The sequence below is a fragment of the Paraburkholderia sp. D15 genome, from assembly GCF_029910215.1.
Lineage (GTDB): Bacteria > Pseudomonadota > Gammaproteobacteria > Burkholderiales > Burkholderiaceae > Paraburkholderia.
Genome location: NZ_CP110395.1, coordinates 2,190,837 through 2,215,711 on the forward strand (window position 1 = coordinate 2,190,837; position 24,875 = coordinate 2,215,711).

Annotated in this window: 18 protein-coding genes; 11 read left to right on the forward strand and 7 right to left on the reverse strand. The window is 60.0% G+C overall.

The genetic code is table 11. From position 1 onward, the window contains the following. Positions 1-16 precede the first annotated feature (16 nt). From LFL96_RS09450 to LFL96_RS09485, 8 genes are all read left to right on the forward strand, one after another. Complete coding sequence (locus LFL96_RS09450; RefSeq protein ID WP_281000462.1) at positions 17-1,906, forward strand: amino acid ABC transporter permease/ATP-binding protein; 1,890 nt, start codon at positions 17-19, stop codon at positions 1,904-1,906. Positions 1,907-1,940: 34 nt separating this feature from the next. Then, positions 1,941-2,918 (forward strand): ABC transporter substrate-binding protein, encoded by a 978-nt coding sequence (locus tag LFL96_RS09455; protein ID WP_281000464.1) that lies wholly within the window; start codon positions 1,941-1,943, stop codon positions 2,916-2,918. A 113-nt stretch (positions 2,919-3,031) separates the two neighbouring features. After that, complete coding sequence (locus tag LFL96_RS09460; protein ID WP_281000466.1) at positions 3,032-3,481, forward strand: DUF3828 domain-containing protein; 450 nt, start codon at positions 3,032-3,034, stop codon at positions 3,479-3,481. 372 nt (positions 3,482-3,853) lie between these two features. After that, complete coding sequence (locus LFL96_RS09465) at positions 3,854-6,805, forward strand: type VI secretion system Vgr family protein (RefSeq protein ID WP_281000468.1); 2,952 nt, start codon at positions 3,854-3,856, stop codon at positions 6,803-6,805. A 43-nt stretch (positions 6,806-6,848) separates the two neighbouring features. Then, complete coding sequence (locus LFL96_RS09470) at positions 6,849-8,441, forward strand: N-acetylmuramidase domain-containing protein (protein WP_281000471.1); 1,593 nt, start codon at positions 6,849-6,851, stop codon at positions 8,439-8,441. Beyond that, a complete protein-coding gene (locus tag LFL96_RS09475; protein WP_281000473.1) occupies positions 8,425-9,102 on the forward strand; it encodes a hypothetical protein in 678 nt (225 codons plus the stop codon). The genes LFL96_RS09470 and LFL96_RS09475 overlap by 17 nt, the downstream gene beginning before the upstream one ends. Positions 9,103-9,283: 181 nt before the next feature. After that, positions 9,284-10,072, forward strand: coding sequence for a hypothetical protein (locus LFL96_RS09480; RefSeq protein ID WP_281000475.1), 789 nt, complete (start codon positions 9,284-9,286; stop codon positions 10,070-10,072). Positions 10,073-10,408: 336 nt separating this feature from the next. Beyond that, complete coding sequence (locus tag LFL96_RS09485; protein WP_281000477.1) at positions 10,409-11,872, forward strand: ISNCY family transposase; 1,464 nt, start codon at positions 10,409-10,411, stop codon at positions 11,870-11,872. Between the two features lie 94 nt (positions 11,873-11,966). Here the strand turns inward: LFL96_RS09485 and LFL96_RS09490 are convergent, their stop codons facing one another. The 6 genes from LFL96_RS09490 to gltP all read right to left on the reverse strand — a co-directional run bounded on the left by LFL96_RS09490 (position 11,967) and on the right by gltP (position 20,854). After that, positions 11,967-14,648 carry an excinuclease ABC subunit UvrA gene (locus tag LFL96_RS09490; RefSeq protein WP_281000478.1) on the reverse strand — a complete coding sequence of 894 codons (2,682 nt, stop codon included), beginning with the start codon at positions 14,646-14,648 and terminating at the stop codon, positions 11,967-11,969. 118 nt (positions 14,649-14,766) lie between these two features. Continuing rightward, positions 14,767-15,948 (reverse strand): porin, encoded by a 1,182-nt coding sequence (locus LFL96_RS09495; RefSeq protein ID WP_281000480.1) that lies wholly within the window; start codon positions 15,946-15,948, stop codon positions 14,767-14,769. 57 nt (positions 15,949-16,005) lie between these two features. Further along, a complete protein-coding gene (locus LFL96_RS09500; RefSeq protein WP_281000482.1) occupies positions 16,006-16,764 on the reverse strand; it encodes a transporter substrate-binding domain-containing protein in 759 nt (252 codons plus the stop codon). Between the two features lie 69 nt (positions 16,765-16,833). Then, the gene (locus LFL96_RS09505; protein ID WP_281000659.1) at positions 16,834-17,961 is read right to left on the reverse strand and encodes an amidohydrolase; all 1,128 of its coding nucleotides are present in this window, start codon (positions 17,959-17,961) and stop codon (positions 16,834-16,836) included. A 234-nt stretch (positions 17,962-18,195) separates the two neighbouring features. Then, complete coding sequence (locus LFL96_RS09510; RefSeq protein ID WP_281000484.1) at positions 18,196-19,476, reverse strand: aminotransferase class V-fold PLP-dependent enzyme; 1,281 nt, start codon at positions 19,474-19,476, stop codon at positions 18,196-18,198. Positions 19,477-19,528: 52 nt separating this feature from the next. Continuing rightward, positions 19,529-20,854, reverse strand: a complete 1,326-nt coding sequence (gltP, locus tag LFL96_RS09515; RefSeq protein ID WP_281000486.1) for a glutamate/aspartate:proton symporter GltP — start codon at positions 20,852-20,854, stop codon at positions 19,529-19,531. Positions 20,855-20,983: 129 nt separating this feature from the next. On the opposite strand from gltP, the gene LFL96_RS09520 reads away from it, so the two are divergent. From LFL96_RS09520 to LFL96_RS09530, 3 genes are all read left to right on the forward strand, one after another. Next, positions 20,984-21,916, forward strand: coding sequence for a LysR family transcriptional regulator (locus tag LFL96_RS09520; RefSeq protein WP_281000661.1), 933 nt, complete (start codon positions 20,984-20,986; stop codon positions 21,914-21,916). A gap of 84 nt (positions 21,917-22,000) precedes the next feature. Continuing rightward, a complete protein-coding gene (locus LFL96_RS09525; protein WP_281000488.1) occupies positions 22,001-22,801 on the forward strand; it encodes a DinB family protein in 801 nt (266 codons plus the stop codon). Between the two features lie 8 nt (positions 22,802-22,809). Next, complete coding sequence (locus tag LFL96_RS09530; protein ID WP_281000663.1) at positions 22,810-23,541, forward strand: alpha/beta hydrolase; 732 nt, start codon at positions 22,810-22,812, stop codon at positions 23,539-23,541. 123 nt (positions 23,542-23,664) lie between these two features. Here the strand turns inward: LFL96_RS09530 and LFL96_RS09535 are convergent, their stop codons facing one another. Then, positions 23,665-24,678, reverse strand: coding sequence for a hypothetical protein (locus LFL96_RS09535; protein ID WP_281000490.1), 1,014 nt, complete (start codon positions 24,676-24,678; stop codon positions 23,665-23,667). Positions 24,679-24,875: the final 197 nt, after the last annotated feature.

The window sequence follows — 24,875 nt, forward strand, 5'->3', positions numbered from 1 at the left end:
GCAGGAGGACAGCATCATGAGCGATACCACCACGCAGTTTCCCACCGGCGTCCACGCAGCACATGCGCCACATGTTCCGCATGCAAGCCCGGCCGGTCACGCGGGTCACGCCAGTCACGCCAGTCACGCCAGTCACGCCAGTCACGCACGCGACGAGAACGGCAGCCACGACTACGCGCATTACCGGATCGTGCCGGCGCGGCACCATGCGCGAACGGCGGGTACGGTGCTGGCGATCGTGCTGATCGGCCTCGTGCTGAATTCCGTGCTCGGCAATCCGCGCTGGGGCTGGGGCGTCTTCGTGCAGTGGTTTTTCGCCGAACCGGTGCTGTCGGGACTGTTGCGCACGCTGGCATTGACCACGCTCGGTTCGCTGTTCGGCTTCGCACTCGCGACACCGCTCGCGCTCGCGCGCGTGTCCGGTTCGCCATTGCTTGCTGGTTGCGCGTGGACGTTCATCTGGCTGTTCCGTTCGATTCCGCTGATCGTGTTGCTGCTGTTGTTGAACAACCTCGGCTACCTGTACGAAACGATCTGGATCGGCGTACCGTTCACGCACCTCGTGCTGCTGAATCAATCGACCACGGATCTGATCAGCCCGTTTTTCGCCGCGGTGTTGGGGCTCACGCTGAATCACGCGGCGTTCTCGGCCGAAGCGATTCGCGGCGGGCTGCTCTCGGTCGATCAGGGGCAGCGCGAGGCCGCCGCCGCGCTCGGCTTGCCGGGCGGACGGCAGGTGCGCCGCATCGTGTTGCCGCAGGCGATGCGCGCGATTCTGCCGGCCGCGTTCAACGACGTGATCGGCCTCGCGAAGGGCACGTCGGTGGTGTATATCCTCGCGATGCCCGATCTGTTCTACACGGTGCAGATCATCTATCACCGCAACCTGGAAGTGATTCCGCTGCTGATGGTCGCGACTGTCTGGTATCTGGTGATTCTCACCGTGCTGTCGGCGTTGCAGGTGCATATCGAACGATATTTCGCGCGCGGCGCGACGCGCGAGCAGGTGAGGGCGTCGCCGTTGAGCGCGCTGGTCGGGCGGTGGAGGGCGGGGCGCCGGGAGCGTCGGGCGATGCAAACGCTTGAAGCGCTTCAAGCACGCAATGAAGCCAATACGCAAGCGACCGGTTGGGCGCAGCGGCGAGTCGGCGGACGGGTCGGCATTCACAATCTGTCGAAGAGTTTTGGCTCGCTGAAGGTGCTCGACAATCTGTCGCTGTCGTTCCCGTCGGGCAGTGTCACGGTGATTCTCGGGCAATCCGGCTCCGGCAAATCGACGCTGCTGCGCACGATCAACCATCTCGAACGCGTGGACGACGGTTTCATCGATATCGACGGTGAGCTGGTGGGTTACCGCCGCGATGGCCGCACGCTGTACGAGCTGAAGGAGAGGGACATTCTGCGGCGGCGTCGCGCGGATGTCGGCATGGTGTTCCAGAGCTTCAACCTGTTCGCGCATCTGAGCGTGCTCGACAACGTGATCGAAGCGCCGCTCGCGGCCGGCGTGCCGCGAGCGCAGGCCGAAGCGGAAGCGCGCGTGCTGCTCGCGCGTGTCGGGCTTGCCGATAAGGCCGAGGCATGGCCGCGTCAACTGTCCGGCGGGCAGCAGCAACGCGTGGCGATTGCCCGCGCGCTCGCACTGAAGCCGAAGGTGCTGCTGTTCGACGAACCGACTTCGGCGCTCGATCCCGAACTTGTCAACGAAGTGCTCGACGTGATCCGACAGCTTGCGCAATCCGGCACGACACTGATCATCGTCACGCACGAGATCGGCTTCGCGCGGGAAGTGGCCGACACGATCGTGTTCATGGACGGCGGACGCGTCGTCGAATCCGGGCCGCCCGCGAATGTGCTGGGTAAGCCAACGCATCCGCGCACGCGCGAGTTTCTGTCGAAGGTGCTGTGAGAGGTGCTTTGAAGCGATGACACGTACGACACGTATGACCCCAACCAAACGACGACATGCCGCCAGCGCGTTGCCTGATTCCCGTCGCGCTTTTCTGTTCGAGGCTGCCGCGCTCGCCGCGTTACCGCTTCTCTGGACCGCCGGCAGTGCGCGGGCCGCGACGCAAACGTTCGACTTCAGTCCGCAGCAGAAGGGACGCGTTCGCGCGCCGAAGGATGCCGATGCGCTGCATGCGCTCGGCGACTACCGCTTCGTCACGCCCGGCGCGTTGACGGTGGCGATCGCGCCGTTTGCGCCGCCGATCGCCACCTATGCGACCGATGCATCGAGCGTGGTCGGCTCGGATCCGGACTACGCGCAACTGGTCGCGGATGCGCTTGGTCTGCGTTTGCAACTGGTGCCGATCGCGTGGCCGGACTGGCCGCTCGGATTGACGTCAGGCCGCTACGACGCGGTGATCTCGAACGTCGGCGTGACCGAGCAGCGCAAGCGCAAGTTCGACTTCACGACTTATCGGCTTGGTCTGCATGGGTTCTACGTGAGCGCCGGCAGTGCGATCAAGTCGATCCGCGAGCCACGCGATATCGCGGGACTGCGCATCATCACCGGGTCGGGGGCGATCCAGGAGCGCATCCTGCTCGAATGGAACCGGCGCAACGCGGCTCAAGGCGTGAAGGCCGCCACGTTGCTGTATTTCGACGATGCGGCGTCGGCGCGGCTTGCGTTGCTGTCGGGGCGCGCGGATGCGATTTTTAATCCGCATGCGCCGCTCGCGTATGAAGCGCAAACGCAGGGGCAGATGCGTGAGGTCGGCACGGTCAACGCGGGTTGGCCGTTCAAGGCCGATGTCGCGATCGCGACGCGTAAAGGGGTGGGGCTTGCGCCGGTGTTGACCGCGGCGACGAATGCGTTGATTCGTGGCGGGCAGTATCGGGCGGCGTTGGGTAGGTGGGGGCTGGAGGGGGAGGGGATTGAGCGGTCGGAGACGAATCCGGCGGGGTTTCCGGATTAACAAAGGTGTTAAAGCCGAAAAAGATCGAACGCTGGGTGGCTTGCGGGGGCTGGGGTGCGGCTGCACCCGTTTAAAAATGGCAAGATGCGGGAAACGGTACAACTGAGACGCAAATGAAAAAATTAACGACGCTTGCGGTCGCAGTTTTGTTGATCGCTAGTGCTGTGGTTTTCTCCCGGTCGGCGCTTGCGGACGCATCGACGCCAGCAGAAACCACGAAAGCGTTTTATTCCTGGTATTTCAAGGTGCAGTCAGAGGCCCGGTTTCCGCTGCTCGACAAGAACATCTACACCTACGTGGCGAAAAGCACAGTAGACAAACTGCGCGATGACTATCGCCACAACCGGCTTCCAGGTGACAGCGATTACTTCACCAAAGTTCAGGACGACGATAAAGACTGGGCGAACAACATCGCGACGCATCCAACCGTGATGCTGGGTGACGTTGCTGTCGTCGCCGTTACGTTCGGCTCGACCGACAGAATCAGCGTCGTGGTCTTTCTAGGCAAGCGGGCGAACGCGTGGAGAATTACAAAGGTTGATGACACGCTCGGCCTTCAATAGGCCAGGCGACGCGAACAACGGTGATTTGAGGGTGTCGCAAGGGCGTTGAACGCCCTTTTTTTCGTCTGTCGTCCGCGGACGATCATGCCGGCTTTTTCGTCACGGCAAGCTCACGACGATAGCGCAGGCGCTTATCGGAAACCGGACATCGCGCCCGACAGTCGCGGACATACGTCGGCATCCAGACTGCTTGCCGCCAAAAGCATCGGCAAAGCGGGGAACTGACGGAGAATAATTCAAAAAGCATTGCGCTTTATTCATTGGGGATAAATCGGCTATCAATATATTCGAAACCGCCATTTCGAGCAGTTCGTCTGTTCAATTCTCGATAGAATCACGGGCGCGATTTGCTCTCGCAATAGCCGACCGTCCATGGTGTCGTTTCCTGGGCAGTCGAACCTGACAGGCAAGGAAAAAGAAATGGTGCTTCGACCATCCGTCGATCCCGCCACATTGAAGGCGACCACGCTCTACGAATCGATACATCGGGGTTTGATGCAGCATGAGCGACTTCTCATGTTCCGGTCCCCGTTAGGCGCGCAGACGCTCATCCCGGTACGCGCAAAAGGATGGTCGAAGGTTGGAAGAGGCTACTGCTGGGTGGTCGACGTCGTATCGTTGCGTGACGATATCGATAACCTCGAGTTAGAACACCAGCCGGTCACGCTGTTCATCCAGCAGATCTCAAAACCGTTTGCCGAATCGACCTATCGCCCGATTCATGGATTTGTTCACAAATTCCATACACTTGGGCAAGATGGAAATCTGACCGTCTATCAAATCGAATTTGAATCGGCACTTTTCTTTCTCGGCAAGGCGAGAAAGGACGATCACTGGTTTAATAAGAGCGCGCGTGAAATTCTCTTCGACCTGCTCGGCACCTATCCGCAATTGGCCGGCCGTGTCCGCTTCGATTTGTCGGCCGAGCCGCGCGAGCGTTCGTACACGCGGCAAAGCGATACGGATCTGAACTTCTTCCACCGGATTCTGGAGGACGAAGGGTGGTACTTCTATTTCGAGCACGCGCCGGTACAGTACGAAGACGACCCGCGCGTGACAACGCTTGTCATTGTGGACCGGTTATCGGCGCTGCCTGAAGCGAAACCGATCGAGTTTTCCCACCGGTCGACCGGCGACGAGGTAGACGGATTTTCGCAATGGGCTGTGACGCAGACAGCGCAGAGTCTCGCCTATGAAACGACTTCGTTTAATTACAAGAATCCGAAGCACGACTATTCTGTGCGCAGCGACCTGGGCGACAGCGCAAGCACGTACGTCGTGGAAAATCGACGGCAGCAGGTGAAGCGCGGCGTTCCGTATGCGCCCATGGTCGTGCGCGAAGCCCTGTCGTATGCCTACCCAACCAGCGACGACGGGTGCCGACGCGCTTCCAGTCGCACCGAGGCGTGGACATCCGCCGCGCGCCGATACATCGGCGTCGGCGGGGTGCGGTGGCTCGATACTGGATCGCGCTTCACGCTCGAACATCACACGCGGCACATGACGAACGATCCGAAGCTTCGGGAATTCATGATCGTCGAGGCGGAGTGGTTCATAGAAAACAATGTGCCGCTATCCAGCCACGCGGCAACCTATCCGCTGAGTCTGCAAGGCATGTTCTCCGATCTGCGCCGGGACCACGGCAGTCAGTTCGGCTCGCGAGCCAATCCCGTCGACGGTGTGGCCGGCGTCTATCTCGTCAAGGTGGAAGCACAGCGGACCAATGTCGAGTACCGCAGTCCATTCGAGCATCAGAAGCCGCTGATGCATGCCGAACACGCGCTCGTGAACGGACCGGACAACGAAGAGGCATGGGCCGACGAGCGTAATCGTATCTACGTGATCTATCCGTGGGACCAGCGTGGCGGCACCGATCTGACGCAGACGTCGCCGCCGTTGCTGGTGATGCAGGCGGATACGGGATACGGATACGGTGGCGTTCACGTGCCGCGCAAAGACGAATGGGTGCTGGTCGACTATTTCCAGGGAGATTGCGACCGACCGTATGTCCTCGGGCGCCTACCGTCCCAAACGACACCGCCGCAGTGGCATACCAACGTTCTACTGTCGGGGCTGATGTCGAGCGGATTCGGCAGGAGCGGTGCATACAATGCGTTCGTGCACGACGATTCGACGCACCAGGGCGCTACGCGGCTGACGACTTACACCGGCAAGGTCGGGAATAGCTACAGCTTGTATCACCAGGGTGTTTTGATCGACCATGCAGGCAACAACAATTCTCGCGGTCGATACCTCGGTAAAGGGGCGTTGCTGCACACGGATGAATACCTCGGCATCCGGGCGAATCGCGGCGCGTACATCGGGACGCACCCGAAGGCGCATAACGATGACCAGCTCGACATCAAGGAAGCACAAGGGCAATTGATCGGAGCCGGGAGCGTCATTGAAACGCTCTCTGACGTGGGCGTTCAACACCGCGCAGATAGCCTGAAAGACAGCCACGATTCGCTCAAGCAATTTACGGACGCCAGCCAGCAGTCGGAAACGCCTGACGCTAAAGGCGGGCGTACCGCAGGTGGTGGAACAGGCAGCGCGAATGCGTTCAAGAAGGCCGTCCTGTTACTCGCCAGCCCGTTCGGCATCGGAACGTCGACGCAAGACTCGTTGCACATGACAGCGGACCGTCATATCAATCTGATCAGCGGCCTGAATACTCACATAGGGTCGGCGGGGGCGTTCATCGTCAATGCGGCCAAGGCGATCGGGATGTTCTCGCAGACGGCGATCAGGCTATTCAGCAAGGGACCCGTCCAGATTCAGTCTCACGATGCCAATGTCGAGGTGATCGCGAAAGCCGTCCTCAAGCTATTGGCACAGGGAGACATCGAGATTGCGGCGGGTGGAAAACTTGTGCTCACAGCGGGCGGCGCATCGATCACGCTTGAAGGTGGCAATATCCGCGGGCACGCTCCGGGGACCGTCGAGTTCAAGGGGGCGCAGCATTCGTTCAGTGGACCGGCGAGCATGCGCTACGCGATCCCGCCGCTCCCGGTCAGCACATTGCCGCAGAACCTGACCCATGACTATACGCAGACATTCGACGTGTCATCGGTCGTCGCAAATCTGGGGGTAGGCGAAACGCTCGAGGCCCAGACGTATCGCATTTACCTGCCCGACGGAACGCTTCAGCAGCAAGGCGGCCTGCTGGATGGCGCAACGGCGACCGTTCACACCCCTGCGTCAACGAAATTGAAGTGCGAAATCGGTGGCGGTGACTGGCATGCGATTGAGGATGCTTACGATCATGAAGAGCCGGACGACGAGGCGGAAGACGACCTTGACGACGAACGACAGGAAGCGTGATGGGTTTAACTTCCGACAGCAAAGAAAAGGATAAGGAAAATACGTGGCAAACGCTCAATCCAACGTAGCGCTGGCATCGAAGGCCAAGGCCCCACCTTTAGCGTCCGTGGAGGTGACCGTTCTCTTTCGAGACGTGCTGCGCAAACCTATCGAAGGTTTGTCCGTACAGTTGACGGCGGGGAAAAATACCCCACCGGCGCCGAAGTGGCAAACCGGTCCAGACCCGGCGGCCGTCCAGGAGACTCCCGCCGCGAGAAACGACGCGACGACTGCGACACCCGCATCTGCGGCGTCGGCCGCTTCAGTGGCCCCAGCCTCTTCGACGACAGTATCGCCGTCTCAGCCTGCTTCGCCTGTCGCGGCATCCAGCCCGGCGGCATCGCCAGCACAAACGCCAGCGGATACCAAAGGCGCGTCGGCTGCTGCGGCTTTGCCTCCCGTTTCAGACAACAAGACCGAAGCCGTCACCGACAAGGACGGCTTCGCGGTGACGATCACCAATGCTGCTCGCAACCAGCCAATCGATGTGGCCGTTAGGAATCGTCGAGGGGAGTATGCCTGGAAAGCCCGGATTGTTCCCAGGAAAGACGTTAGCGCTTTCACCGTCGTCAGCCCTGAATATCATCTGGAGGCCACGACGCAGCTCACGCCCAAGGACGAGTTCGAGCAGGACCTCAATCTTCCGGTCGTGAAAGAAGGTGAAGTCATGACGATTGAGAGGCTGGTTCGTGAGTTTGGGCCATATATTGCATGGACCCAGAAAGTCACTGAGCAAGGTAGGGCGAATAAGGATTTCCCCAAGAAAAACAGGGAAGTCACTGTAAACCCCAAGACGCACAAGAAGAAAACCAAGATCACGATCGAGCATCACTACAAAGTCGTTGATACTGGTAAACCCAATACCGTTGCATTTAATGTGTTGGGTTCGCGATTGAACTATCCCAAGCCGGAATTCTTTTCGGACGCACAGTATCAGCATATGGCATCCGAACTGAACGTTGAAGTTGCAGCCGTCAAGGCGATCGTGCAACAGGAGTCTCAGGGGCATCCTTTTTTAGAAAACGGGCTGCCCCAAATATTATACGAACGCCGGCATTTTTTTGAGCTTTCGGTTAAGAAGCGAGACAAGGAAGATGAAGAAAAAGAAGCAAAGGAAAAGGTAGCGGAGAAAAAAAACACAAACTCTGCTGCCTCAACCAAAAAGAAGGCCACTCCGAAAAAAAAGGGGCCGCCGGCAAACCCGTACCCCAAATTTCCAGATATCTGCTTCCCAAATGGCGATGAATACGGGAGTGGGGGCCTACATCAGTATGAAAAACTGATTCGTGCGGCTGATCTTGATTTCGAAATTGCTATAATGTCATGTTCTTGGGGTGGCTTTCAAATTTTAGGGGAATATTACAGGTCCTGTGGGTGTTCGACACCATTTGAATTTGCCAATAAGTTTATGTCAGGCTCCGATGGGCAAGCCGAAATATTCGTTGCCTTCATGAAAAACATGAAATCTGCCGGCGTGGTTGCGTTGAGAGAGCATAAATGGGCGGACGTTGCCGCATCATATAACGGAGACGGCTGGCGCAATAAAAACCCTGACTACGCGGACAATCTCAAGACATACTATGAACAATTCAAGTAAGATTGCGTATATTTTTTTATTTTATTTCACTTCAATTGGCTCGGCCTTTGCGGGCGAAGCCCTCATATTCAACGACTCCGGCTTAATCGGATTTCGCGAAGGAGGAGCAGTATCTGGTATTTACGATTCGAGAAATGCCACGTTTTCCTGTCGATTTTTATTTATAGAGGACCAAGGCGCACCGAAAAAACCCAACGTCGAAAGCTATACGGACACCTCGCTATTGACCTATGTCTTGGGTGAAAAATCCTTTGAATTTTCAAATAGAAATAAGCTTTTTGACATCAAAGCAGATTTGTATCGCCGGGACAATGAGTGGGTGATACAAACAAAATCAGGCCAAGCTGGCTGTGAAAATGCCACTGGAACATTCACATTTGGCCTCAAAGATCTCCAGTCAGTAACTTACTACGTAACACAGAAAATGCCAGCCATTGGCATTCGCATTGTAAGTGGAAAAACACGTTTTTATGATATTCGTGGCGGAAACTTTGTGCCTGAAAAATCCTATCTGGTCGATGGTGACGCCGTAGTTGAGCTGAAAACCAAGGGCGATTATTCATATATTCGTTATGTGGGCATGAAGCCGACGGCTGAAGGGCATGTGACATTCGGCTGGTTGCGTACAAACGCTTTAGTTGATCCTTTTCCTTCAAAATAAAAACCAATCGTCGCTGCTGAATCAATGCATAAGTACGCACCGTCCTGCCTCCAAACGCACGATTTCCGCGCGGCGCTTGTCCCGGCAAACCGGTATCGCGGGGAGCGGCCGGTCGCACCCTCACTATAACTTCGCAGTTAAGCGAAGTCCGCTGGCGGGAGGGAAATGCCATCCGAAATAGATGACGATAGCATTTTGTGTCAGCGGCAGCGCGCCGCATCGCGGGCACGATATGCGGACCGCCGCTGGACGTATCGCCGGGCGTGCAGCAATATGCTCGAACCCTTTAGGAAATTTTATGATTCGTTTAGGTAAAATTTTTCTGTTTTTTGGAATTCTGAGTGTAGCGACTTCGGTATTTTCAGGGAGTGCACTATTATTTCAGGATCCATATTTTTTGGCATACAAGGATTCGGATAAAATAACAGGTATTTATTCGTCGATTGGAAATGCACGTTCGTGCTATTTCTTGTTCTATGGATCGTTCAAAAAAGAACATTCTGATAATAACGGATACTCTGCCTCAGAAATCGAAACATTTCTTCCCGGTGAAAAAATCCTTGATTTCGAAAATAGAGACAGAGCTTTCGATATTAGCGGGAAGTTGTATAGGGATGACGACGGGTGGGTAATTAGAACAACGCATCCGCAGGCTGGATGCGCTAGCGCGCAAGGTGTCTTTGAATTTGACCCACCAGATTTCCGTGCAAAAAATTACGAAATTGAAAGCACCGTTCCCGCCATGGGAATCCGCATCGTAAAATCAAAATCATTTTTTTATGATTTAAAAGATAAAAAATTTGTCCCCAGAAAAGGATATCTGACAAAGTGGAACGGCGTTGTGGTTCTGAAAATTAGCCGCGATTTTTCATACGTCCGTTACGTCGATACGGGACCAAAGTTTGATGGTCGCGTGACATTCGGTTGGTTACGCTCGAATGATTTGGTTGATCCGTTTCCCGTGAAATGAAATTTCATGGTGCTTAGTCGAAAGTGATCGCATCAAACCCATGGGAGGGCCGGAAATGCAAAACATTGGTTTTCCCAATCATTGCATCAAATCGCACCGCTGCGCATCAAAACGCATGATTTCCACCCAGAGCCAATCTTCCGGGACCCATGCCGAAGAGGCGGCCGGCACGGTGCACTGAAACCAACTCAAGTGGTACCGTAATAATTTGACATAAGATAAATTATCAACATATTGAGTGTTAGTCCAAAGTTCAGATGTCGTGTTTCCGCTAAATTGAAATGTCGTGTTTGCGGGTTCAGGCTGGTGGCCAGCTTTGCTTGAGGGGCGCTGGCCATGAACGCAACTGGGACGATCACCATGTCGATGACCGAGCTGGACCGGTTGAAGGTGGTACAGGCCGTTTGCGAGCGGCGTCTGAAGCCCGGCCAGGCGGCGGACCGGCTGGCGTTGAGCGTGCGTCAGGTCGAGCGGCTGGTGCAGCGCTACCAGGCCGCAGGTGTGGCCGGACTGGTGTCTGGCAGACGTGGGCGCCCGGGCAACCATCAGTTATCCGATGGCGTGGCGCGACGCGCGCTGGCCATCATTCGCGAGCGCTACGCGGATTTCGGGCCGACACTTGCGTGTGAGAAGCTGCGGGAATGTCACGGCATCGGTCTGTCGGTCGAGACGGTGCGCGCGCTGATGATTGCTGCTGGTCTGTGGATTCCCCGCAGGGACCGGCCGCCCAAGGTGTACCAGCCGCGCAACCGCCGCGCGTGCCAGGGTGAACTGATCCAGATCGATGGCAGCGACCACCGCTGGTTCGAGGACCGGGCGCCGGCCTGCACGCTGCTGGTGTTCATCGACGATGCAACGGGTCGGCTGATGACCCTGCACTTCACGGCGACCGAGTCGACCTTCAGCTATTTCGAGGCATTGCATAAGTATCTGGGTACACACGGCAAGCCGGTCGCGTTCTACAGCGACAAGGCCAGCGTCTTTTATGTGAAGGGTCGCTCGGAGACCGCGGGCAAAGGCGTCACGCAGTTCGGCCGCGCACTGTACGAGCTCAACATCGAGACTTTCTGTGCGAACACGAGCCAGGCCAAGGGGCGTGTCGAGCGGGCCAACCTGACGCTGCAGGACCGTCTGGTAAAAGAGTTGAGGCTGCGCGGCATCAGTTCGCGGGAGCTGGCCAATGCGTATGTGCCCTCCTTCATCGCGGACTTCAACCGGCGATTCGGCAAGCCCCCGAAGAGCGACCATAACGCGCATCGGCCGGTGCGTGATGACGAGGACCTGAGGCAGATCCTCGCCTATCGCGTGGCGCGCAAGGTCACGCATTCGCTCACCGTGCAGTACGACCGCGTGATGTACCTGCTGGAGGACACGCTGGCCAATCGTCGCCTGATCCATGAATACGTGGAAGTCGTCGAGTATCCGGATGGCAGCATCGAGGTGCAGGCCGATGGGCGTGTCCTGCCGTATCGCGAGTATGACCGGATCACAAACATTGACCAGGGGGCGGAAGTCGATAACAAGCGGCTCGCGAGTGTGCTGGAGGTAGCCCGTTGCGTGCAGGCGATGCGTGACGATCGGCGTGCAGCCGGTTCACCCTCACGCACGCACATTGGTGAAGCGGTGCGGGCGAAGAAAGCGCTCATCGGGCTGAAGAAGCAGCGGGCCATTGAGCTTGCCGACATCAATGAAGCTGTCTGTCAGGTCGGTACAAAAACAAGGCGGCAACGGGGGGCGGCTGCGCCGCCCCACCCCAAAAACACAAGAATAGGTACAGCAAAACACGACATTTCAATTTAGCGCAGACCACGACATTTGAACTTGGCGGAGACATTGAGTGTTAGTCCAAAGTTCAGATGTCGTGTTTCCGCTAAATTGAAATGTCGTGTTTTCCCTATCCGTGTTTCCTACGTCGATCCCGTCCACCAGCTTCACCGCGCGCCAATTCCCGCGCAAGAAAACCCGCCGTTCGGCCATGCGATACCGTAGCCACTTGCGACGGAACGCCGTCAGCCACCACACGTCCACCGGCATCGCCCGCGCCTGGTCCCACATCGATCACCCAGTCGGCCTGTGCCACCGCGCGCATGTCATGCTCGATCATCACGACCGTATTGCCCGCATCGACCAGCCGCTGCAACTGCACCATCAACCGGTCGACGTCCGACGCATGCAGGCCGGTCGTCGGCTCGTCGAGCACATAGAGATTGCGGCCGCGCTGGCTGCGTTGCAATTCGGTCGCCAGTTTGATGCGCTGCGCCTCGCCGCCGGACAGCTCAGTAGCCGGTTGCCCCAGGCGCAAATAACCCAGTCCGATCTCGCGCAGCACTTGAAGCGGGCGTACCACCGCGTCCTCTCTGGTAAAGAAGTCGCAAGCGTCGTCCACGGTCATTGCCAGCACCTCGGCAATGTGCCGTCCGTTCCACCGCACCTTGAGCGTCGCTTCGTTGTAGCGTGCGCCGTGGCACGTCGGGCAAGATGCGTACACGCTGGGCATGAACAGCAACTCGACGCTGACGAAGCCTTCGCCCTCGCAGGTTTCGCAGCGTCCCTTGGGCACGTTGAAAGAAAACCGTCCTGCGTCGAAACGTCGGCGCCGCGCGTCGGGCGTCGCGGCGAAGAGCTTGCGCACATGATCGAACAGGCCGGTGTAAGTAGCGAGGTTGGATCGCGGTGTACGGCCGATCGGCTTCTGGTCGACCTGCACCAGGCGCTGCACGGCATCCACATCGCCGGCGAGGTGGCCTCTGGTTATTTCGACCACCGTCGGTCCCTCGCTGGCACCTTCGGCGGGCTCATCCTCGGGTTCATGGCCCAGATGCAGCAGCAACAGTTCGGGCAGTGCCTGCGCCATCAGGCTGGACTTGCCGGAGCCGGAAATGCCGGTGACCGCGGTCAATACGCCCAACGGCACACGCGCATCGACGCCGCGCAGATTGTGCCGATGAATCCCCTGCAACTCGAGCCAGCCGGAGGGCTCGCGCCGGCGGCTGGCGGGCGCGGGCATCTCGTCGAACAGGTAGCGTGCCGTGCGGGATTCGCCAACCTCCCGAAGACCCGCCGGCGCGCCGCTATAGAGCACGCGGCCGCCCCGTTCGCCGGCGTCGGGTCCGACGTCCACCAGCCATTGCGCGCGGCGCATCAACTCGAGATCGTGTTCGACCACGAAGACGGAATTGCCCGCGTCGCGCAGCGTGTCGAGTGCATCGTAAAGTGCCTGGCTGTCCGACGGATGCAGACCCGCCGACGGTTCGTCGAGCACGTACACGACGCCGAACAGCATCGAGCTCAGTTGTGTCGCCAGCCGAAGGCGTTGCAGTTCGCCTGCCGAAAGGGTTGGCGTAGCGCGGTCGAGTGTCAGGTAACCAAGGCCTAGCCCGCGCAACTGATGCAACCGCCCTACCACCCCAATCGCCAGGCGCTGCGCGGCGAGACGCTTTTCCTCCGACAGCGCCGAGGTGCGACGCACATCCGGCGCGATCGAATGGGTGGCGCGGCCCGACGCGGCGCGCTCGGTGCGGTCACGCCGCGTCGCGTCCCTGCCCGCGCCCGATCCCGCGGCGTGGGCGCGGAAATCGCCGTGGGCGATCGGTTCGAGCAAGGTCGCCAACTGGTCCAGCGACATGTGCATGAATTCGCCGATGTCCACGCCGGCGAAGGTCACGGCAAGCGCTTCCGGCTTGAGCCGCTTGCCGTGGCAGGCCGGGCACGGTTTGCCTTCCATGAAGCGGGACACGCGCTTTCTCATCAGCGCGCTCTGCGTATTCGCGAAGGTGTGCAGCACGTAGCGACGTGCACCCGTGAAGGTGCCCATGTAGCTCGGCTCGAGTTTGCGCTTCACCGCGGCACGGGTTTCCGTGGGGGACAAGCCCGCATAGACGGGCGCCGTGGGGGTTTCCTCCGTGAACAGAATCCAGTCCCGGTCTTTCTTCGGCAGGTCTTTCCACGGCCGGTCGACGTCGTAGCCGAGCGTGACCAGAATATCGCGCAGGTTCTGGCCGTGCCAGGCCGGCGGCCAGGCTGCGATCGCCCGTTCGCGGATGCTCAGCGACGGGTCGGGCACCATGCTGGCTTCGGTGACCTCGTAGACGCGGCCGAGACCGTGGCACGTTGTGCAGGCGCCTTGCGGCGTGTTAGGCGAAAAATCCTCGGCATAAAGCATCGGCTGGTTAGCCGGATACGCGCCGGCCCGCGAATACATCATTCGCACCAGACTGGATAAGGTCGTCACGCTGCCCACGGAAGAACGCGCGTTGGTCGCCCCGCGCTGCTGCTGCAATGCCACGGCCGGCGGCAGGCCGCTGATCGCATCCACATCGGGCACGCCGACCTGGTCAATCAGACGCCGCGCGTACGGCGCCACCGACTCGAAATAGCGCCGCTGCGCCTCGGCATAGACGGTGCCGAAGGCGAGCGAGGACTTGCCGGAACCGGAGACCCCCGAGAACACAACCAGGGCATTGCGCGGGATATCGACGTCCACTTCCTTGAGGTTATGCTCACGCGCGCCGCGCACTTCCACGAAGCCGCGGGTCGTCGTTGGCTGGGAAGATCCGTCGAAAGAATGGTTTGGCATGGTTTCCCCTGAAGGTCCGCGGCCCTGCGGCCCCGCGGCCCTATTCCGTCGGGGATCAAGGCCTGCCTGCCTTTGGGTGCGCGACAGGCCTGAAAGTTCGAAGGACCCGGGCGCGATCCTAAAAGAAGTGCCGCAAACCGATCCCCATCACCGATTGAACATCGCCGGAGGCAGCCGACAGCGCATTGATCTGCGCATGGGCGAACGGCGAACCATCACCGGTGACGCGTTGATACACCCCCTGCGCATAGACGGTAGTGCGATGCGACAGCGCATATTCGGCCACCAGCCCGACCTGATTCCAATGTGGCGCGCTACCGTTCACCCTGGCCGCGGTGTACATATACGCCCCCTCGACGCTGAACGCGGGCGAAAAATGATAGACCGCATTGATCTCGACATTGTTGAAGCTCATCGAGGGCGCCCCGGTAAAGCTCGTGCTCTGATACTCGCTCGAAGGTTGCGACAAGGTCGTGCGTGTGAAGTTTGCATGCAGCTCCGCGTGCTGGAATGCATACGCGACGCCAATGCCGTAAATACGCTGCCCGTTCGCGGTGAAATTGGCATCGGCAACGTCGACCGCGCCCAGAGCGCCGGGTCCGTCGTCGCCCGGATGGCTGATCTGCTCATAGACGACCGCAGCGCTGAACGGGCCACCGTGATAGCGCGCGGCCGCTTCCCACACGCGGTTGTCGGCGAAACCCGAGCCGCTTCCCGAAGTCGATACGGCCTTGTTGCTGAATGCGTAGGTGGCGCCGAAGTCGAAGCCGGCCAGACTGATGCTCTCGTAACGCACCGCGTTGTTCAGCAGGAAGGAGTTCCACAAATTGTCGTTGTCGAACGGATGGGCGAAGAACGTTCCGCCCCAACTGCCCACCGCGGAAAATTCGCCGAGGTAAGGGACCATCGAATCGGACTGGCGACCAAGTTTAAGTGTGCCGAACCGGTCATTGGACAGGCCGACCCACGCGGCGTCGCCGAAGATCCGGCCGCTTGGCCACGCCGTGCCGTTGTTGCCTGAGAAGGTGGTGGACAGCATGAACAGCGCCTTGTTGCCGCCACCGAGATCTTCGGTGCCATGCAGTCCCCATTTCGTTGGCGCGGTCGTGCCGCTGACCATCTGGAAAGCGCGAGCGCCTGCCTGATTCGGGGTATAGACAATCCCCTGATCGATGATGCCGAATAACGTGATGCTATTGTCGCTGCCTGCGTGTGCGCCAAGCGCGACCGCGCTCAGCACGCAGCCGAACAGTGCGTGTTTTTTCATGGTGTGGTTCAGCGAGTAGAGGTCGAACGACATGCCGCGCGCGAGGCGTGTCTCGCGTGCCGGCAGGGGCGCGTCTGTTGGGTGCGGCGCTTACTTCGCGGCGGGCTCCGCGTCCAGGTATTGATGCGTGAGCCGGTCGATCGTGCCGTTCTGCTTGAGCTGGACGATCGCTGCGTCGAGCATCTGCAGCGTGTGTGCGTCGCCCTTGCGCACGCCGATCGAACTCCCCTCGCCCAGAATGATCGGATCCTGGATGCGCGGGCCCGCGATCTCGAACCGCGCGCCTTGCGGCTTGCCTAAAAAGCCCAGCCGGGCCGCCGCTCCAAGTACGAGTGTCCCGTCGAGGCGACCGTTGACAAGATCGGCGTACACGCTGTCCTGATCCGGATACACCAGAATGTTGACTTTGCGATTCGCCCAGTTCGCCTTGGCAAAGGCCTCCTCGACGGAACCTTGCAGCACGCCGATGCGCTTTCCGGCGAGCGTCGCAACGTTCGGCGCAAGATGACTTTCTTTGGCGGCGACGAGCCGGATGTCCGCGGGATAAAGCGGTTGCGTAAAGTCGACCACCGTGCGCCGCGACGCGGTAGGACCCATCGACGCATTGATTGCATCGAATTTTCGCGATTGCAGGCCTGCGATCAACCCATCGAAACTTCCTTCCACCCACTTGCATTGAAGATGGCTCGCCGCGCAAAGCGCATTGCCAATTTCGATGTCGAGGCCGGCAAGCTGGCCGCTGGGGAGTTTGTATTCGTACGGCGGGTAAGTCGGATCGGTCCCGAAGCGCAGTGTCCCGGCGCTGGCCACATTGGCGGTCATGGCAATGGCTGCAAGCGTCGCGGCCACGACGGGCGCGCGTAATGAACGAACTTTCATGGCGTTCTCCTCGATGTCGATGTGACTGGTTTTTTTTATTCAGGCCGACAGGCGTTCAAGCGTCAGCGTGACGAACAAACGGACGCCGAGCGGTAGCACGTCGTCGTTGAAATCGAATTCGGGGTGGTGGCAATTCACGCCGCCTTGTCCGAGCAACATGTAGGCGCCCGGACACCGCAGCAAGAATTCCGAGAAGTCTTCCGCGCCCGCCAACGGAGTGAACTCGCGATAGACCTGGCTTGCGCCGAACACCTCGACGGCCGCCGCCGCCGCTGCTTCAGCCTGCTCGCGGTGGTTCACCGTCGCCGGCGAGCTGCCGTAAAACTCCAGCGAGATGGAACACTCCGTGGCGAGCGCGACGCCGGCGCAGATCGTTTCGATGCGTGACTTCGCGAGCGATCGCTGCTTCTCGTCGAAGGTTCGCAGCGTGCCGGTCAACTCGGCGTGGCCCGGAATCACATTCGATGTCGTCCCGGCCTGAACGCTGCCGATGCTCAGCACCACCATCGAACCCGGATCGCTCGAACGGCTGACGACTGTTTGCAGCGCGCAGACCAGGTGCGCCGCCGCGACGATCGGATCCCGGGTTTTCTCCGGCGCCGCGCCGTGTCCGCCGACGCCGGTGATCGTCATCCGCATCTCGTCGCACGAAGCGAGCATCGCGCCGTCGCGCACGCCGAATGTGCCGGGCGGGAATTGCGGCGCGTTATGTATCGCGTAGATTTCGTCGAACGGGAAGCGCGTTTCGATACCGTCGGCAAGCATGGCATTGGCACCGTCGCCGGACTCTTCAGCGGGCTGAAACACCAGCACGATGGTGCCCGCGAAATCGCGGTGGGCGCTGAAGTGCCTGGCCGCGCCGAGCAGCATCGCCGTGTGGCCGTCGTGTCCGCAGCCATGGAATACGCCCTGCCGCAACGAGCGGTGGAACGGGCGCCCCTCCTCTTCCATCGGCAGCGCGTCCATGTCGGCGCGCAAGGCAATCCTGCGGCCTGCCCCGCGCTGCCCGTGGATCACCCCGACGACACCCGTGCGGCCAATACCGGTATGCGTTTCGATGTCCCACGCCCTGAGCTTCGCCGCGACAAGCTCACTGGTGCGCGCTTCCTCGAAAGCGATCTCCGGGTTGGCGTGGATGTCGCGCCGTAGCGCGACGAGTTCGTCCATGTCGGCGGCAAAGCGGGCCGACAGCGCTGGCGTGGGATGCGCTGTGACAGCGCCTCCGGGCGCTGGAAAATGATCGTTCACGGGGTGTCTCCTGACTCCGGTGGTCGGCATTGGGCTGCCGAACTGGCGTCAGTATTGGTCCCACGAACGACGCGCGCCATGCGCCCAGAAATAACTCAGGATTAACCTGGCGTTATGGCGACCGGGTGGCTGGGCGCAGGCACTCTCAAGTTTTCAAAGCTTCGTCAACGCCTCGGTAATCGCCAGAAACCGCCCGACGTCCCGCACGCTGTGGCAATGCAGCGGCGAAAGCCTCACCGCGCCCGTCAGCCCGAACGACTTCAGCATCCGGCCGGAATAAAGACTCGACGCGATCCGCTCATACACGATCACGCCGCGTTTCTCGTACTCGCGCACGGCATCGGTCGGATTCAGGTTGGCGAAGCCGATGCCGAGAATCAGATCGCGTTGCTCCATGTCGTCATGATCCCAGTAGACCTCGACCCCATCCATGTTCCTGAGGCCGCGCGCTTCTCCGTTGCCCGGTCCGTCGAGCAACGCGGCAAGCAGTGCGCGTTCGTGCGATTCGATACGCTGCATGCCCCGCACGAACAACTCGCGCGGATCGTCGGCGTCGCTGACATGGTGGCCGATCCACGTCACGTAGTCGACAATCTCGCTCACTACCGCGAACTGCGCGGGCGCCGGACTACCGAGTTGCCACGCGCCCTCTTCCTTCGCGTCGAGTTTGTGATGCGGCAAATCGGCCAGGCGCGGCGACAGCCACGAGATGCCCGAGCCGCGGCAGCCGAAAAACTTGTAGGGCGCAAAGTTGATGCCGTCCACCGGCGTTGCGCCGAGATCGACGACGCCATGCGGTACGTGCTGAACCGCATCCACGAGAATGAACAGATCGGGCTTGATGTCGCGCGCTCGCGCAACGATCTCCGCCATGTCGAATTTGGCGCCGGAAATATTGGACGCATACATCACGTTGAGCAGCACGGTGTCCGCGTCGATCAACGAGACGACCGCATCCACGTCCACGCCGCCCGTGCGCGGATTGCTGGGCGCGATGCGCAGCGCGCGGCCGGTGTGTTGCGCGTAGTACGTCATCGCGTCGAACGAAGACGGGTGCTCGAGAATCGACGTCACCGCGTTGGTGCCGGGAACGTTTTCCATGACGGCACGCACCATGTCGAACATTGCGCCCGACGCGGTCAGCGACGTATAAATGCTGCCGCCGCGCGCATTCAGAATCGTCCGGATATCCGCTTCGCCGCGCGCCTGAATGTCCTGAAGCTGCCGCGCGCGTGCGTGAATGCGCTCCGGGCAGTCGGGCAACGCGTCGATGCGCGCGAACGCGTCGACGGCTGCCTTCAGGCGCAACGAACCGCCGGCGTTATCGAAGAAGAGACGCTCGCGATCGTCGATGTCGCGGTCGACGTGATGAAAGCGTGCCCGGATGTCCTGCATCAAGGAATCGGGGAAAAACTCGCCTTGGCTACTGCTCATCGAAATGCTCCTGATCGTTCCACTGGAATGTATTGCTATCGGCGGCATGCGCTTATGCATCGAGCGACGCGAGGTAGGCCCGCGCCTTTTCCTCGTCGTATTGATGCTCCCACTTCGCGATGACGAGCGGCGCCAGCGCGTTGCCGACCACGTTCAATGCCGTGCGTCCCATGTCCATCACGCGATCCACGCCGGCGATGAAAGCGAGCCCTTCGAGCGGCAGACCCGCGCTCGCCAGCGTCGCAAGCAGAATCACGAACATGAAGCCCGGCACGCCGGCCGCGCCCTTGGACGTCACCACCATCGTCAAGGTAAGAAGCAGTTGTTCCTGCCAGCCGAGGTGAATACCGTAGAGCTGCGCGACGAACAGCGTGCCGATGCCGAGGTAGATCGACGCGCCGTCGAGATTGAACGTATAGCCGGTCGGCACCACGAAGGTCGTGATGCTCCTGGGCACGCCGAAGTCTTCCATCTTGCGCATCAGTTGCGGCAGCACCGTCGCGGAACTGCTGGTGGAGAACGCGATGATGAGTTCGTCCTTGATGACCCGCAGCAACGTGAAGATGCGAAAGCCGAACAGACGCGCGGTCGCGCCGAGCACGACGACCACGAAGAGTCCGATTGCCAGATAGGTGACCGCGACCAGTTTGAGCAGCGGCAGCAGCGAACCGAAACCGAAGCTCGCGACCGTCACCGCGATCAGCGCGCATACGCCGACCGGCGCATAGCGCATCACCATGTTGGTCACCTTGAACATCGCTTCGGCGACGCCCTTGAGCGTCGCGATCACCGGCTTGCGGAACTCTTCCGGCACCGATTGCAGGCCGAGCCCGAACAGCACCGAGAAGAAGATCACCGGCAATAGATCGCCCTTGGCCATCGACGCGAAAATGTTGTCGGGAATGATGCCGAGCAGAATGTTCGTGAAGCCGTGATGCCCCTGCAATTGCTGCGTACCCTGCTGATAGCGGGAAATGTCGACATGACCGAGTTGCGCCATGTCGGTGCCCACGCCAGGCTGCAGCACATTGCCCAGCACGAGACCCAGCACGATCGCGATCGTCGTGATCACCTCGAAATAGATCAGCGTCTTCAGACCGATCCGCCCGAACGACTTGCCGTCGCCGACGCCGGCAATCCCGACCACCATGCTCGTGAAAACGATCGGCACGACGATCATCCTGATCAGCTTGATGAAGACATCGCCGGCGGGCTGCAGCAGCCCGGAGACGGTCGCATCGCGCAGCGACGGAAAGCGGTTCAGAACAAGTCCCGTCGCGATGCCGACGACGAGGCCGATCAGTATCTGCCACGCGAGTCCGACGCGCGGCTTCGGCTGGCTGCGAGGTACGGCGGGGTGATCGACAGCGGTATCCATGCTTGCTTTCTCCTGTCCGGATGGGGGCGATCTAACCAACGAGCGAACGATAAGCAGCCGAAATAAGTAAAAAAAGCGATTTTTTGGTATGAGAAACTATCGCTTTATTTCATGTTGAAGGCCGCCGCGATGCTGGCGTTCAAACAGATGGAAGCGCTCTACTGGATCGTTCAGCTGGGTTCGTTCGACGCGGCGGCCAGCCGGCTCAACACGACCCAGTCGGCGGTATCGAAGCGGATTCAGGAACTCGAACGGGCCTTCGACCTGACGATATTCGACCGCGCCCACCGCAGCGCGCGGCTCACCGACAAGGGCGCCGATTTCTTCGGCTACGCGAAGGAACTGCTCGAACGGCGCGACCAGATCGTCGATCAGATCAGTTCGAAGGAAGCGTTGGTGCGGCAGGTGCGTATCGGCGTGACCGAACTCACCGCGCTGACGTGGCTGCCGAAACTCATCGCGGCGATCCAGGCCGAGTACCCGAAACTCGTGGTGGAACCGGAGGTCGATCTCAACGCTTCACTACGTGAACGGCTCGCCGCCGACACGATCGATCTCATCATCGTGCCGCGCATCAACAGCGCCGAGCCGTTCACGACCACCAAGGTCGGCGAGGTTGAAAACGCGTGGATGTGCGCGCCGGATATGGCGCCGAAGAAGGCCGTGGTACCGCTTGCCGATATCGCGCAGTTCCCGCTGATCCTGCAAGGCATGCGCTCCGGAACGGGCTTTCTCTATACGCGCTTTCTGCAGGAGCATGGCATCGGCATGCCGAAGCTGCTCGCCAGCAATAGTCTGATTGCGCAGATCGGTTTGACGCTGTCGGGGCTTGGCATCAGCTATCTGCCGCGAGCGTGCCTGAACCATATGGTCGAACGGGGCTCGCTCGATATCGTGCGTACGCGGCCGGCGCTGCCGCCGGTTTCGTACGTTGCCTTGCATCGCACGGAACAGTCGCACTCGCTCCATGCGGCGATCGCCCGGCTTGCGGCGCAACACTGCGACTTCAGTACGAACCTGATGGACTCGGGCGGTGCGCATTCGGTGTCCGCACCGGCATAGGCATTGCCGGTAACCGGCTTGACCCGCAGACGTCAAATAACGTAGCATTTTGATACGTTACTACGACGAGCGGTTCCCTCCCCCATGCACTCGCGCTTCGACCGGTTCAGAACCACGTCATTAGGCCAGCAGCTTGAGGCGCTGATCGATTCGCCTCACCGCTACATCGAATTCGCGGCGCTCTCCCGCGTCGGCGTGGCCGCGATCGCGGCGCTCGCGGACGAACTCGCGCACAAGTTTCCGGAGCTCGAACAGGACACGACGGCACGGCAATTTTGCGGCGCGATGGTCGCGGAGGTGATGCGATCGCATAGCCACGAGGTCGTGCAGGCGCGCGGGCGTGTAGGCGGGACGCTCTTCAGCTATGGCGCGGTATTCAGCCCGTATCCGCAGCGCCTGTCGTTTGACGAGGTGATCGACGCCCTCCTGCCGGCGCCTCGCACACTCTGCGCCATCGTCTCGCGTATTCCGGCGGCGGCGTGGCGCCGGCGGCCGCGGGGGACCGGCTTCGCGCTCGTGGAGCATGCGTGCCATCTGCGCGATCTCGACGCCGTGTTTGCCGGGAGAATCAAGTCGGTTCGCACGGCCACGCTGCCGATCATCGATTCCGTGGACGGCACCGCGCTCGCCGGCACGCTGAACTACCTCGATCAGGACCCGCTGGCTGCCGTCGAAGCGTTCCGGCATTCGAGGTCGCGTCTGTGCGCGTCGCTCAGAAGATTGCGGCCGGAACAGCTTGCGCGTTGCGGCCTGCGCGACGGTGTGCGGCGAATGACGCTCGAAGAACTCGTGCGCGAGTTGCTCGATCACGACCGGACGCACTGGCTGGAACTCGACGAGCTGGAAGACGAATTGAAAAACACCGAAACGCGTTCAACACCATGACCCACAACATGCAGGGCACTCCCCCGGTTATTTTTATTCACGGCTTCATCGGCACGTTCGAGCCGGTGCGATTCGAATCCGGGTACGCGTCGCCCGATCTGCTCGGCTATGGCGAGCATCGGTCCGTGCCCTTCGAACGGATTGCGTTGCCGGCGCAAGTCGAGCACCTTCGCGCGTTTATTGACCATCGTTTTGGCGCGGGGCCTGTCGATGTCGTCGGTCATTCGGTGGGCGGTGCGATCGCGATGTTGTTCGCTCACGCTTATCCGGAATACGTGCGCCGGATCGTGAACGTCGAGGGCAATTTCACGCTGGACGATGCGTTCTGGTCGGCTTCAGTGGGACGCATGACGCCGGGTGAAGCGTCCGCCATGCTCGACGGATTTCGCGCGGATCCGCTGGCGTGGTTGAGCGGCGGCGTCGCGGCCCCCGCGCCCGAGCTGCGCGAAACCGCGGCCCGCTGGCTCGATCATCAGCCGGCTACGACATTGCGCGCGATGGGACGATCGGTCGTCGCGACGACGGGCGACGCGGGTTATCCCGCTGCGCTCGCGGCCGTGTTTCAGCGCCATCCCGTGCATCTGATTTCCGGCGCGCTGTCGCTGGACGGCTGGCATGTGCCGGATTGGGCACTGGAACAATGCGCGAGCCATCAGACACTCGAAGGCTGCGGTCATCTGATGATGCTGGACAATCCCGTGGCGTTTTCGGCGGCCATCCGGCGGTGCCTGGACTTTTAAAAAAACGTAAATCGCCGTCCGGCGCGGGAGAGAACCGGCAAAAAAATCGGGGAATATCGCTATTCCCCGACCGATTCACCTGATCCTGATTGATTGACAGCGCGCTTCGCGCTGAATTCGAGCTTACTTCTCGAACGAGCAATCCACGTTGAGAATACCGCCATACGACTGGTCGGTGAAAATCGATCCGGTCGTGGTCAACGGGTTATCGACGATCATCGATTTCGGACGGCCCTTGCCATTGAAGTTGACCACGCGGGCAATCACGGTGGCGTAATCGCCATTGCGCAAAGCACCGAATCGCGCGAATTGATTCGGCGCAGTACGGCACATAATCTGAACCCGGGTCTGCACCATCGGCCCAATACCCAACAGCCCCGCATGCACTTCCGTGATATACGGAATGCTGAAAGACTTGGTGGCGCTGGCAATCTGCATATCGCCAAACAGCGACATACCGTCCGTGGGTCGCGACACGCGTCCGTCGATTCGATAAACCTTGCCGGCGTATTTCATCGTCACGTCGGTGGCATCGTTTTTATCGTGCAGATCCTGCGTGACCTGCTTCACCAGATCCAGCGCCTTGATGTCGATAATCTGGCCGGTGCCCAGTTTGTTTTGCGTGGCCGCCGCGACGCTCGCGCCCGCCGCATCCATGGTCACCTTGGCGATGACGTTACACATGCGGTCGCGCATCACGGCGGGGTCGACGATCTGGTCGCGCATGAGTTGCGCGATCAGCGTCAGGCGGCCCGAGCCCTTCATCGCACCGGCGATCATCGGATAATCATGTCCACCAGCCGGATCTTTAACGATCAGGGTGACTTTGCCGAAAGTATTATCGACCTGATCCGAGCCGACCTGCATGCCCTGATCCATGGCGATTTTCTCGACCTGGCCAATTGCGCTGCGGACATCCAGATTCTGGAATTTAACGAAAGTCGTGACCGTTGCGCCATTACGCGGATCGCCAGTGGTCGTGAAGTTGCGTCCGCATTCCGTGGACGCATACGAGGGCGGCGGCGCAGACGATGCCGAAGATGAGGAAGACGCCGAAGATGACGGAGACATATCGGCGCAGGCGGACAGCAGGCTGACGAACGCCAGCGATGCAATCAAAAAGAGCTTGGTTTTCATGGGAGTCGAGTGACGAATTTTTATCAATGCGGCACACAACGATCCGCCGCGCATTGTTAAATCGTTTTATGACGATGGGTTTTTAAAACTAGCGCACGATACCACAAGACAATCGGCGTTTGTATCGGGAGACAGGCGTGCGCGGAATAGCTTTCGTCAAGCTTGCGAATGCCGGTTTTACGGGGCGGTAAAGATTG